General features: G+C 34.9%; 10 protein-coding genes. 7 read left to right on the top strand and 3 right to left on the bottom strand.

Translation table 11 applies throughout. From position 1 onward, the window contains the following. Positions 1–169 precede the first annotated feature (169 nt). Genes DCC35_RS03495 through DCC35_RS03480 form a run of 4 tightly spaced genes read left to right on the top strand, consistent with a single transcriptional unit; the run spans position 170 to position 7546 of the window. A complete protein-coding gene (locus DCC35_RS03495) occupies positions 170–3889 on the top strand; it encodes a fibronectin type III domain-containing protein (protein WP_137089489.1) in 3720 nt (1239 codons plus the stop codon). Between the two features lie 55 nt (positions 3890–3944). After that, positions 3945–4955: an acyltransferase family protein gene (locus DCC35_RS03490; RefSeq protein ID WP_175402700.1), complete on the top strand. Its 1011-nt coding sequence runs from the start codon at positions 3945–3947 to the stop codon at positions 4953–4955. Positions 4956–4965: 10 nt separating this feature from the next. Further along, on the top strand, positions 4966–6138 hold the full coding sequence (locus DCC35_RS03485; RefSeq protein ID WP_137089487.1) for a hypothetical protein: 1173 nt from the start codon (positions 4966–4968) through the stop codon (positions 6136–6138). After that, positions 6116–7546: a hypothetical protein gene (locus tag DCC35_RS03480; protein ID WP_137089486.1), complete on the top strand. Its 1431-nt coding sequence runs from the start codon at positions 6116–6118 to the stop codon at positions 7544–7546. The genes DCC35_RS03485 and DCC35_RS03480 overlap by 23 nt, the downstream gene beginning before the upstream one ends. Here the strand turns inward: DCC35_RS03480 and DCC35_RS03475 are convergent. Genes DCC35_RS03475 through DCC35_RS03465 form a run of 3 tightly spaced genes read right to left on the bottom strand, consistent with a single transcriptional unit; the run spans position 7543 to position 9747 of the window. Beyond that, positions 7543–8142 carry an HAD family hydrolase gene (locus DCC35_RS03475; RefSeq protein WP_137089485.1) on the bottom strand — a complete coding sequence of 200 codons (600 nt, stop codon included), beginning with the start codon at positions 8140–8142 and terminating at the stop codon, positions 7543–7545. The genes DCC35_RS03480 and DCC35_RS03475 overlap by 4 nt on opposite strands. Beyond that, the gene (locus DCC35_RS03470) at positions 8142–8879 is read right to left on the bottom strand and encodes an SDR family oxidoreductase (RefSeq protein WP_137089484.1); all 738 of its coding nucleotides are present in this window, start codon (positions 8877–8879) and stop codon (positions 8142–8144) included. Before DCC35_RS03470 ends, DCC35_RS03475 begins: the two co-directional genes overlap by 1 nt. Before the next feature lies 1 nt (position 8880). Continuing rightward, entirely contained in the window at positions 8881–9747 is an 867-nt protein-coding gene (locus tag DCC35_RS03465; protein ID WP_137089483.1) for a decaprenyl-phosphate phosphoribosyltransferase, read from the bottom strand. Between the two features lie 121 nt (positions 9748–9868). Between DCC35_RS03465 and DCC35_RS03460 the strand changes: the two genes are divergently transcribed. From DCC35_RS03460 to DCC35_RS03450, 3 genes are read left to right on the top strand one after another with little or no spacing between them, the layout of a single operon-like run. Continuing rightward, the gene (locus DCC35_RS03460; RefSeq protein ID WP_137089482.1) at positions 9869–11401 is read left to right on the top strand and encodes a hypothetical protein; all 1533 of its coding nucleotides are present in this window, start codon (positions 9869–9871) and stop codon (positions 11399–11401) included. 3 nt (positions 11402–11404) lie between these two features. Continuing rightward, on the top strand, positions 11405–12850 hold the full coding sequence (locus tag DCC35_RS03455; RefSeq protein ID WP_137089481.1) for an MBOAT family O-acyltransferase: 1446 nt from the start codon (positions 11405–11407) through the stop codon (positions 12848–12850). Position 12851: 1 nt separating this feature from the next. Then, positions 12852–13925, top strand: a complete 1074-nt coding sequence (locus tag DCC35_RS03450) for a hypothetical protein (RefSeq protein WP_137089480.1) — start codon at positions 12852–12854, stop codon at positions 13923–13925. Position 13926: the final 1 nt, after the last annotated feature.

Below are 13926 nucleotides of genomic sequence, written 5' to 3'. Positions count from 1 at the left end.
CTACGCATAAGACTAATTTTTTTATTGATTTAGATAATTAAATTATTCTAATATTATTTTTCATTTACAAAGGATTTAGGTACATTTGTTATTCGACATTACTTATGTAAGGTTTTAAATCATTCATTCAATTTCCGCAGGCCACCATACTTTAAGAATTATTTTTTCTATGAAAAAGGTATTACTATCGTCCATTATTATACTGATGGCTTTCTTTGCAGGAATTGCTCAGGATGCCGGTGATGTATGTCCTGATGACTTTAACGGCTCTCGAATAGGCCCTAACGGCTTCTTATATAGCAACTTAGGAGGCAATGCTGCTGATAGAGATACAATCGTCACAGATTTTGATAACATGACTCCCTGGGATTCTCGCAGATATATCCCCTATATGTTTAGAAGGGGTAATTACCAACAAGTCATGGATTTCAGAATGATCCATCCAAACGATTGGACAGCTTCCTCTACGAAGAAATGGCCTTTAATTGTAATGTTTCATGGACGAGGAGAACGTGGACAAAAATCATATTATGCTGATCCAGGTCAACGTTGTGACCAGACTACCCAATCCGCAATAGATGCATGGGAAGCAGATGGCCGCAGATGGAGAAACAATGATCATTCGATGGTTTGGAGTGGTCGGGAACATCGTGATTGGGTAACAAGTGGAGAATATCCTGGATTTGTACTTTTCCCTCAGGAGGCTTATGGATATTGGGTCAACGGATCGGGATTTACTGCTGGTTATCTCGATTTTGATAATGTTGAAAATAATCCAACCCAGGAAATGGAAATGACGATCGAGCTTATCGATCACTTAATAGCCCTAGGGCAGGTTGATCCGGATAGAATTTATGTACACGGTCTTTCTTCGGGAGGTTCAGGGTCGTGGTATATAACTATGAAAAGACCAGATCTTATTGCCGCTTCTTCACCAATGTCTGCTCCTGGAGATGTGAGTCAGGCAGATGAATTAGCTTATATTCCGATATGGCTAACCCAGGGTGGACAGGATGGCAACCCACTTCCGTCCGTATCACATGAGGTGATGGATGCTTTGAGACAATTTGGCGGACAGGAGAAAAAATATGAAGGTAATCCTAGAATTTATACCGAATATCCAAACAGAGGCCACAATGCCTGGATTGATACTTATAATGATCCTTATTGGATGGAGTGGATGTTTAAGCAGGATAAAACAAATATTACCATATTTGGTGATACTGCATTATGTCCGGGGTCAACTATAACTATGGGTGTTGATCCGAACTTTTTAGCGTATGAGTGGAAGAGAGATGGTCAATCAATTAATCCAACTACAAACAATATAACAACAGATATACCTGGCCAATATCAGGTGCGCTTCCAAAGAAATATTGGAAATAGTACTGAATGGAGTAAATGGTCACGTCCGGTAACTGTTTATCTTCGAGAAGACCGTACTGCGACACCTGAAATTACGCCTCTTAGCACTACTGCTCTCCCTCCAAGTGGAAGTAATGTAACTTTAAGAGGCCCTGATGGAATGGATTCTTATTTATGGTCTACCGGTGCTACTACCCAGGAAATTACAGTTTCAACGATTGGTTCCTATACACTTGAAGTAATTGCCCCGGGAGAGTGCGTCAGCTTACCGTCTGATCCAATGGTAGTTACCAGGGGACAGGGTCCAAATGTACCTGCTTCACCTGAAAACTTGTCCGGTGTAGTTAGTTCTGAAACAGAAATTAACCTTTTCTGGGAAGATAAATCTGATAATGAAACCATCTTCGAAGTTTACCGATCTACATCCTCTTCCGGCCCTTTTACCATGGTTGCAAGAGTTAATGCCAACGTAGAATATTATGAAGATACGACACTAAATCCATCAACTACTTATTATTACAGAGTTCGTGCAATTAACAATCAGGGTTACAGTGATAACTTTACAAATACAATAAGCCTTACTACACTAAACGATAACATAGTTCCGGAGCCTCCAAACTTAAGTTTAGTTGGAGTAACCGAAACTTCGATTTCTATTGAATGGGATGTACCAGAGGATAATTCACAAATTGTCAATTATAAATTATTCCAAAACGGAAGTGAACTTGTTCAGGTGAACAGAAACAATTATATCATTTCAGGTCTCACTGCAAATACAATATATAGATATACTGTAGTAGCTGTTGATGCCGCTGGCAATGAATCTGATCATAGTAACCAGGTAACAGCTGTCACTACTCCTAATGGAGTTAGATTTGATTATTATGAGTTTTGGGATAATATTAATTCGGTAGACGAACTAAGTTCGTTCACAGATGATGAATTGTTTTTCTCAAAATCAGGAGTAATGCCATCATTTACTTATGATCCGGCAGAAAGACTTTTCAGGTTTGGGTTTATTTATGAAACCTATCTCGAAATTGATGATCCCGGAAATTATACATTCAGCACCCGTTCTGATGATGGATCAAAACTTTATATAAAATTAGATCCACTGAATGACAATGATTCTACTCTTGCAGTTAACAACGACTTCCCTCATGGCCCTGTTACTGTGACCAGTCAAAGTTATTACTTAAATGAAGGTAGATATAAATTGCATGTGAGATTTTTCGAAAATCAAGGAGGTGAAACTTTACAAGTAAGTTACAATGGTCCTTCTTTCTCGAATATGATAATTCCTGCAAGTAAACTATTCCTTGGACCAGGTCGATTACCAACACCACCAAACACTCCTACATCTTTAAATGCGAGTAACATAGGTAACTATGAGGTGAGATTAACCTGGAACGATCAATCTTCAAATGAAACGGGTTTTGAAGTTTACAGAAGTACTACCTCGGGGTCAGGTTATGAGATATTAAGTACAACTGTAGCTAATGCTGAAGTTTTCATTGATGATACAGCTACTCCGGGTGAAACTTATTATTATGTCGTGCGGGCAATTTCAAATGAAAACACGTCTACTCCATCTAATCAGGCATCAATCACTGTATCTCAGGACAACACTGCTCCAACAGTGCCGACGGGACTTACTGTAATGACTGTAAGCAGTACAAATGTCGGATTGTCTTGGAATGCTTCTACAGATGATTTTGGAGTAAGTCATTATGAAATTTTAGCTAATGGTAATTTGGTTGGAATTGCTTCCAGAACATCCGGATCAGGTGAGGAGTCGGGCATGGAAATTATGGGATCAACTCCTTCTACTGCTGCTTTAGTGACTGGCCTTACTCCTGATACAAATTACGATTTCCGTGTGCGTGCTGTAGACGAAAGTGGCCTGGAAAGTCCTCTTAGTAATATTGCTTCTGCGACAACAGGGTCAGAGGTTCCTTTACCAGTTGAATTTGCCTATGTTAGAGCGGAACTAACCAATGAAGGTAGTGATATCACAATCGAATGGGGTACAGCCCTTGAAATTGATAATGATTATTTTGTTATCGAAAAATCTACAAATGGTAAAGACTTTAAAGAGATCGGTACAGTAGACGGTAACGGAAACTCTAATGATTTAATAAATTATTCATTTATCGATGAAGATGTAAGACCTAGAAATTACTATAGGATTAAACAAATAGATTTCAATGGAGATTTCGATTATTCACAAATTGTAAGTGTGTTAAGAAATAATCTCCCTATTAAATTCAAAGTTTTCCCTAACCCACTTGTACAAGGTACATTAAAAGTCCAGGGTGAGGGAATCGTACACGGAGATGACATAACCTATACAGTATTTGATACCTACGGTAATCCTGTGAGATCAGGAACAACTAAAACTGATAATTTATTAACCAACTCCGGACAGACCCTGATTCACAAACAAGAGTTAGCTGCAGGAATGTATTTTCTACAAGTTGTTTACCGGGATACCATATACAAGCAAAAAGTAATTATTCAATAAAAAACTTAAATATAGAGTAACTCCTGCACGAATATGCAGGAGTTTTTTATTTACTGTGGAGAAGAAGAGATTTTTAAATTATATCCATCAGTTCAGAGGTTTAGCTATTTTATTAATAGTAATAATCCATTGTTTTGGAATCTTTAACTGGGATCAATTTCCTAATGGTTGGTTTATTGTTAATGCAATAATCGGACGAGGAACATTACTCTTCGTATTCATCGCGGGGTTTCTATTTGAATACCTTTCATATAAATACAATTACAGCGTTTATTTGAGCAAAAAAGCCAGGTATGTTATTTTACCCTATATAGTTTGCTCACTACCCATTTTGTTTTACAGGGTTATCTTTCAGGACATCCCTCCCAGGGTGATCATTGCTTTTCCGGAAATTGTAGATTACAGCGGGATCAGTCAGGCTTTTTACTATCTCTTTACAGGTACACACTTGCTTCCATACTGGTTTATTCCAATGATAGCGTGCTTTTATATTATTAGCCCCTTGTTTCATTGGCTCATAAAAAAGAAAGTTGTTTTAATACCAACAATATTGTTTACAACAATTTCATTGATCTTTACCAGGGTTGAAACTACCGATATTGTTGGGAATTTGATTCATTATTTAGGTGTATTCTGGATTGGTGCTGTAACATGCATGAAGAGGGATGAAATATTTAATTTCACAAAAAAAAATCCCTTTCTACCATGGATGACATTTATCGTTTTATTGATCACTAGTATAACAATTAAAATCTGGACAGAACAGCAATTTTTTCTTCAAAAACTTGCGCTTTCCTGGTTATTGCTTTTTATCTTATATAGAAATAAAAATGAAATGCCGGTATTAAATATTCTGGCCGATTTGAGCTTTGGTATTTATTTTATCCATTTTTATTTTATTCTGGCAACAAAACCGATTGTATTAAAATATGCTCCAGCTAGTCCGGTTCTACTTACACTATATTCATTAACATACTTTGGATTAATTGTTTTGTTAAGTGGTTTGGCTACTAAATTGGTGAAAATACCATTTAAAGGATATAGTCGTATGCTTGTTGGTTCGTAATAATATCATTATGCATAAAAGAGCTTTTCTGCTAATATTATTCGCTGCATTAATATTCTTAATCAATAACCTCTACCTGGGTGGATATCTTAATTCAATAGAAACTTTGTCGATTGAATTAATGACCAGCCCTGAGTCGCTTACTGAAGCGAGGATTACCAATGTAGAACCCTTTAAATTCAGGGTTGTATTTCAGCAAATAATAAAATATACTTCTGAAAGCATTAATCCTGAATCAGCCGAGGTATTTTATTTTACATACCTTTCATACTCCCTGCTTTTTTATATAGTGTCAATACTGGCCTATTACTCACTCTTTTTTACAATTACAAAAGATAAAAAAACTTCCTTTTTTGCCGCTGTAATTATTTTACTATCTCCATTTTATTTAATGGCTTATAGCATTCCGGTTCATACAAGGGAGGACACTTTAGCCTACTCGTTGATTTGTTTTGGCCTGGTAGCTTTGATAAAAAACAGGTATACACTTTTAATATTTATTATTATCATAGCGACAGCCACACGTGAAACTACTATGGTATTACCTTTAGTTATATTGTTTTATCCCCGGATTTCACTTTTCAAAAGAGTTTTCCCACTTGTTCTTTCATTCATTGTTTTCATTGCAATTCGAGTGTCTTTGTCTGAAGGCGGAAATAACTTAGATAATCAAATAGATACAGGCTTCTTATATAATTTGAATCACAAGGTTTCAAGTATTGCCTTCCCTATTATATGTTTTCATATTCTATGGGCTTATTATTTTATGATGGTAAAAATCAATACCTTAAAGATTAAAACGACATCTGAATGGTTAAATTTATCTAGTTTAATAGTCCTGCTAAGTGTAGTATTTACTACGGTTTTGTTTGGGAGATTAAATGAAATCAGATTGTTGGCCATCGGTGCTCCATGGATTATGGCTGTTATATTGATCAGTAAAGAAAGGTGGTGGATAATGCCTGGGAAGGTTTTTATTATGACTAGTTATCTTGCTTGTGCTTTGATAGGTATTATTGTTGCAGTTATAATAAAAGAACAGGAGGTGTTCTTACAGGCGAAAAATTATTACGTTCCATATATAGAATGGTCCGGAATATTTATTTGTTATGGGTTAATAATATCTGTTGGAATATTGAAATTAATTTTAAGCTACCGCCATGAGTATCAGAAAGTCAATTGAAACAGAAAAATTAAAAGTATTTTCAGTGATGTGGGCAATTACTGTGCTTAGCCACCTGATTACTTTTGATGACTGGATTGAGGTACCATTTTACCTTGGGTATACTCTTGCTGTGTTTTGTATAGCTCTTTTATTAAGGCCGGGTTCAATGGTAATATTTATTCTGGCAGTAATTAATAGTCTGGCACTTTCATTTCAAAAAATGCCATTCATTCCAAATCACATGATGTATGAATGGCTAATCAACATTCCCCTCCTTCTATATCTTATCATTGCTTTAATTAAAGAAAAAAGAAATAGTGTAGGTGCGGACAGGTTGTTTATATGGGTATTCGAACCTGTTGCTCAGTGGGGGCTATTAATTTTATATTTTTTCGTTGTTTTTCATAAATTGAATTTTGGCTTTTTTGATGTTGATCATTCTTGTGGTGTTTTTCTTTTCGAAGGCATAATTCACAGGATGAATCAAATTTTTCAAATACTGAACCTACCTTCAATTGCATTAAATACTCCACTTAAATACGTTTCAATATATAGCACTATAATAATTGAAGCGATTATACCCTTATTCTTATTTACAAGAAGGTTTAGAACGACTGGTATTTTCATTGGCTTAATATTCCATTACCTTTTATCTCTTCATGCGCATTTGGGAATATTCAGCTTTAGTCTGATGATGTATACCTACTATGTATTTTTTCTGCCAGAAACCTTTTTCACATGGATCAGAAATTTCAGAGTGAAATCAATTACTATATATTTAAGAATTATACTTTCGGCTCTGGTAATCGGATTTTTTCTCGTATATAAATATTATGGTTATTGGGTTTATTACCTGACAGGTCAGACCCTGTGGTATATAATCGGTTTAGCTTATATAGTTATTTATTTGATATTCCTCAGGTCTATAAACCGCATTTATGAATCAGAGTTATTCAGGGTTGGTTTTCCGGGTTATGCGGGATTGGTTTTTTTGCTTTTTATAACTCTAAATGGGTTTTCACCATACCTTGGATTAAAAACTGAAACATCGTATGCTATGTTCAGTAATCTGAAAACAGAAAACGGTTCAAATAATCATATACTAATGCCCGAATGGTTACAGCTTTTTGATTTCCAAAAAGACCTCGTAGAAATAACAGACTCTAATGTAAAGTATGTTAAGAGTGATTACTACCATGAAGGACAACCCAGACTTTTTACCAATTTCGAAGTTCAAAGAATCATTCGAAACCTCAATCCGGGAGAAAAAGTTAGTTTCAAATCAGGAGATGATCTTTACACCATTGAAAATGAAGACGGGGTAATTAATAAAAGTGAAGGCGTTAAGAATTATTCATATTTTACTTATAAATTTTTATTATTTCGCCCTGTTTATCCCGGAGATGTTAGTTTTTGCCAGCATTAGCGAAAAGGTTTGAATTTAGTTTTTTTGCAAAGTGAAAGCATCGGGATATCTCCGTCTGTATCACCATATCCTACAATATGTTCAAAACTATTAAGATCTAAATCGTTATAAATGCGGCTTTTCTTTTCTTCGCCATAACAATTCATCCCTTCTAGTTTCCCGGTTATACGCCCATTGCTAACTTCCCACTCTGTAGAAATCACCTTAAACCCAAATTTTTCAGCCCAGGGCAATATCCATGATCTATGAGAAGCAGTTACAATAAAAAGCTGATATTCGAGAGAATTTAACTCATTAATTTCTTCGATAGCTTTTGACCGTATCATCCCCGGTAAAATATCTTTAGCAAAACTCTTTCCGTATTTCTCAAGTTCAGCTAGTTCCATACCTTTAAAATATTTCCGGATAAATTTCTGCTTTAACTTCCAATTGGGATATGCACCTATTGCATAAAGAACGATATAAGGAGACAATAAAATCGCTCCTTTCCAGAATGTGAATTTCCCGCGAACATATTTAATGAATGGAATAAAGGTATCACCGGTAGTAATGGTACCATCAAAATCAAAAAGTGCCAGCCTGCTTTTTTCCACCATCACATTTTCAGTCTTTTAAATATTGCTTCGGGAATATTCTTTATAATCAACATTATATATCTCCAAATTGGCAGGACATAAATATTATTTCTATTCTTTTTCCATCTCTTTATTATTAATCTGGCAGCTTTTTCGGCTGAAGCAGTAAGTGGTCCCGGTAAATCCATTCCCTCGGTCATTTTTGTATCCATAAACCCCGGGCGGACAGTCATCACATGAATGTTTTCATGAAATAACTTGTTTCTTAGACCAGATAGGTAGGCTGTAAACCCTGCTTTTGAACTACCATAAATAAAGTTGGACATTCTACCCCTGTCTCCGGCAACACTACTTATTCCAACAATTGAATTAATCTTATTATCTCCCCGTTGGGTTAAGTAGGAATTGATAATGGACACTGCTCCTGTAAAATTTCGATTTATAATCTTAAAAGATTCTTCTTTTTGAGTTTCAGCAACTATTTGATCACCAAGATATCCGAAAACCACAAATAAAGAGGATGGGTATGGCCCCTTTATATTTTTAAAGAAATCATCATGAGAGTCAAAATCTTCCGCATCAAAATACAGATATTCACATTCTACGTTGTATCGAATAGATATATCGCTGGAGGTTCTGCTTAGCTCCTCTGTTTTTCTTCCCCCAATAATCAGATCTTTCCCTTCTTTTGCCAATCCATGAGCTAATTCAGTAGCCAGGTCGGATGTTCCTCCTAAGATCAATATTCTTTCCCTCATCTTATGAAGTATAAATAATTATATAAAAACTTATTACCCAAAGAATAAGATTTACTACAGAAAACTTATCCTTATATAAAATCCTCGTGGGCGATCCACTTTTGTTATCTACAATTGTAATTTGCAAATACCTCAAAATACCTGATATAACAAACAGTGATGTTGCATATAAATGTTCACTTTGAATATTAGCATTAGGACTGAGGCAATACATTAAATAAGAGACAATAATCACCCCTGAGATTAATACCAAAGTGGCAGTCATGTATTCGAGATTGTAATTGGTCACAGATTGTCTGGTTAGATTTCCCGACACTGTGTAATGATATACATCATCCCTTCGCTTCGCCAAAACAATAAACAATGATAATAGATAAACCATAACAATAAGCCATTGAGATAATGGCACATGAGAAATTACCCCTCCGGCAATCACCCGGATTACAAAGCCGCTCGAAACCATGATCATATCCAGAATTGCAACTTGTTTCAAGCCCAGTGAATATGTTATGTTTATTAACAGGTAGATTAATAAAAGTATTATAAACCGATAATCGAGAAAATATCCAAGAGCCAAACCCGTAATTAAACATAAAGTCATAATTCCGAATGCTATGGTAGTCGACACTTTCCCAGAGGCTATTGGTCTGTATTTCTTTTTAGGATGCTTTCGATCATTCTCCCTATCTCTGTAATCATTGAATATATAAATTGAAGAAGCGATTAGCGAAAAGGAAATAAATCCTATCAATAAGTCTAGCAACTTGGTTGACTTGAAGAAATCCCCGGCAAAAAATAAAGGAATAAATAAAAATGTGTTCTTCACCCACTGGTCAATTCTCAGCAAGTGGAAATAAGTTTTAAGCATAATTTTGATAATATAACCCAAAAATAAGATTAATTATAAAAAGTATAAAAAAATGAACATTTATATTTAGAAATTGATGAATAAACTCCTATTTTCGTGTTCGTATTAAGAACAAAGATCTATGACCAACTCCAGAAGGATTATCTCTACTTCACAAGTAGTGATTATCTTACTTTTTTCTGTGTTGCCATTAGTTTTCTCCTATCCATATCGGATCAATATATTTTTATCCTGGGAGGGAGCTTACCGAATAATGAATGGCGATATGCCTTTCAGAGATTTCGGTATTCCAATGGGATACGCATACTGGATTCTTCCTTCATTCTTTTTTAAGATCTTCGGACCAAAGTTATTCACATTAATAATATATCAGGCATTTATAAATTTTATTGGAGGCCTAACATTTATTAAAATATTAAGATCCTTCAAAATAAACTCTTATAGTATTGCCATTGCCTGTGTAATTTATGGATTAACTTATATTTTTCTGAATTACTGGCCCTGGTATAATCATAGTGCATTTGTGTTTGGGCAAATCGGCCTTTATTTTTCGCTAAGATATATTTTAGTCTCTCAAAAATCTTATTTGCTAATACTAGCCGGTTTATTTTCTTTTATTTCCTTTTGGACGAAACAAGATTATGGTGGGTTATGGATCGTTTTTATAACTATTTTAATCATTGTCAAAAGTATTGAATCCAAACGAATTTATTTGCCCCTGATATCTTCTGCAGCATTCGTTTTGCCACTTATACTTTTATTTGCTTTCCATAGCGATCATAATATTAATTATTGGTTTAATTACGGTCAGGATCCACACAGTGCCAGGATAATGCCCGTAAATTTTCTTCATAAAATCTTTGGAGGATCATTCTTTGAAAAAGCCGGATTGCTGGTTATTGCCGGGATAGGGGGATACAAATTATATAAGAGAGAACTAAAATTATTTTCTTCTGATTTTTATCTTATTTTAACTGTTTGTGGAGTCTTATGTCTTGGATTAATATCTAAAGTAACCAGTGTTCTGCAATTAGGAAATGATGCATTTATTTACGCATATATATTTATAGGGATCTTCGAACCATTTAAGCTGATCAAAACATTTAATTTTGAAAAGCTAGCAATTGCTTTTATCATAATATTTCTGTTAGGCAGTGAATTATATTGGGGATATGCTTCATCCATGTTCGGTATAAGTCCTCCGGTTACTTTTAACAAAGTAGCTTCTGAGAAGAAACCTGAACCATGGGTATTTACTCCTTTTAATACTTTTAATAAAATAAAAGTACCAAAAAGTACAGCTGAAACAATGCTTTGGCTTGAGGATTATAACAAAACACTTCCAAAAGACCCTAAAGTTCTGAATATGACGGAGCTTACTCCGTTAAATCATGAATTTGGATGGGAATACGAACGAGGTACTCCTTTATGGTTTCATTACAGGGTCAGCATTTTTGATGAACAAGTCGAAGAATATTGTGCTAAAATAAAAAATGAAAAGTACGACCTGGTATTATTTGAGAATATTCCGAATCTAAATAATTTTTATCCTGATAAAATAAAAAAATGTCTTGATTCCGAGTATGAATTAATTAAAACCTGCTCAGCTCCCAGGCAAATTCCGGGAGCGACTATCGACATTTATGTGAAATAAAATATGCTTTTTAATTCTTTACATTTCGCATTATTTTTCCCCCTGGTAGTAGCGATCTTCTTCCTGATAAAGCCAAGATTTCGTCAGGTACTACTATTGGTTGCCTCATACTACTTTTACATGAGCTGGAAAGCGGAATATATTATTCTGATCCTGCTTTCTACTTTCATAGATTATTTTGTAGCTAAAGGAATAGAGGGGTCTACAGATCAGAGTAGAAGAAAATTTTTACTTACGATAAGTGTTTTATCCAATCTGGGCATTCTGTTCTTCTTTAAGTATTTCAATTTTTTTAGCTCGAATGTTCAGGACGTGATAAACGTTTTCAACATAAATTATGAGGTGCCCTTACTTCAGGTATTACTACCGGTTGGTATATCTTTTTATACCTTCCAGACAATGAGTTATACAATCGATGTCTACAGAAAGCAGCAAAGTGCCGAAAAGAACATTTTTACGTTTGCTCTATATGTTTCTTATTTTCCTCAGCTTGTAGCAGGTCCTATCGAAAGGCCTCGTCAGTTATTGCCTCAGCTAAAGAGCAAAACTACTTTCGATTATTCCAGAGTTACTTCCGGTTCACGTCTCATGGCCTGGGGCTTCTTTAAAAAGCTTGTAATCGCTGACAGAGCAGCAATGATAGTGAATGAGATTTTTAATAATCCAAACGATTATCATGGTTGGTATGTCATCTTTGGATCGGTGCTTTTTGCTTACCAGATATATTGTGATTTCTCAGGTTATTCGGACATTGCCATAGGTACAGCAAGGATTTTAGGCGTTGAATTAATGAAAAATTTTGAGAGACCATACTTTTCCAAAAGTATCTCTGAGTTTTGGAAAAGGTGGCATATTTCTCTCTCTACATGGTTCCGAGACTATGTTTATATTCCGCTTGGAGGAAACAGGGCAAGCAGACCCCGATGGTATATGAACCTGTTTATTACTTTTCTGGTTAGTGGATTCTGGCATGGAGCTAACTGGACATTTATAGTTTGGGGAGCACTACACGGCTTTTACCTGATTTTTGCCATCTTATATGAGAAACCTAAAAATAGAATTAATGAAAAGATCGGGTTAAATAAAGTTCCCTGGTTGTATAATAAGATTCAGCTCTTTTCTACCTTTATTTTAGTGTTAATTGGCTGGGTGTTTTTCAGAGCCAATAATATTTCAGAAGCAATCGTCCTATTTTCAAATAGTATAGAAATAAATGCATCGCAATTAAGCTTTGATTTATTAGATGCTTCAGGAAATCAGCTGATTGCATCTGTTGCATTTATTTTTATTCTGGAAATAATTCAGAATTTACAGGGAAACAAAGAAATAGAAGATTGGATGACGTTTAAAGGGAAACCGATAAGATGGGCTTTTTATATACTTCTTATCGCTACTATTCTGAATTTCGGGATTTTCACTAGCAATGACTTCATTTATTTCCAGTTCTGATATGAAAAAGCTACTATTTAAAATATTCCTTCTTTGCTTATCAGTTTTGATCATTAATGTGATAATCAAGCAATTTATAACCCTGCCCGTTACCTGGGGTTTTGAAAGGCTGGATAGTAAATACAATCATTTCACTGAAAACCTGGAAAAATATAACACTCTGATGATCGGTTCAAGTCGTTTGTATCGCCAGGTAAATGTAGGTACTTTTGATAGCATCAATAACAGGTCAGGAATTGATACCAAAACATTTAATTTCGGTGTTCATACTATGAGTGCGGCAGATACATACAGGTTTCTTGATGCTCTGTCCGATTCTCTTGAAAATGGAGATCTTGATAATGTTTTTATAGAATTGATGAATACCAATCACGTAAGTGTAAAAAACCTTGGTACTATAAGGAGTACTTTTTGGTATGATAAAGAATCAGTGGTTTTTGGAGTAAGATCAATCTTAAACTCGAACAGATCCACAATAAATAAAATTTATGGTTCAATTAGCCATCTTCTATCATATTCATTAGAGTTTACTAATGCAGGATATATTTCAAATTATCTCGAATATCAGACAATCGATACCAAATCAGAAAAATATCAATATTACCTTGGGCCATATCAAAGTGGATATTTCCCATTAATGGATGAGATGATTGATCCAACTACAGATGAGGCTGACAGGTCAGTTTTAAAAGCCAGATACGAGGATTTTCTCAGAGACACATCTTCTGCTACCACCTATAAAAATATTAGCATCGAAAGCTATTCTGATCAAAGTTATGATAGCTTTAACCAATATCATTATAACTATCTGGAAGGGATTATATCAAAACTGGAATCAAAAGGCATAAGAGTATTCATATTATTTCCCCCTCGTCAGACTAAAGAAAATTATATGGAATTAATTCCAATCCTGAACCAGTTCCCAGAAGAACAAGTGATAAGTGTTTCGAGTGGTATTGAATATCCTGAACTTTACTTGGCTAAATATTCTTTTGATTTTGGCCATTTGAATAATGAAGGATCGGAGCTTTTTACCAGAGAAATTAGCAGGAAATTCAGAAAAAAAATTAAGTAAG

This window comes from Mangrovivirga cuniculi (assembly GCF_005166025.1).
Taxonomy (GTDB): domain Bacteria; phylum Bacteroidota; class Bacteroidia; order Cytophagales; family Cyclobacteriaceae; genus Mangrovivirga; species Mangrovivirga cuniculi.
The sequence above is the reverse complement of the archived record's forward strand: the minus strand, read 5'-3'. Positions and strand labels throughout refer to the sequence as shown.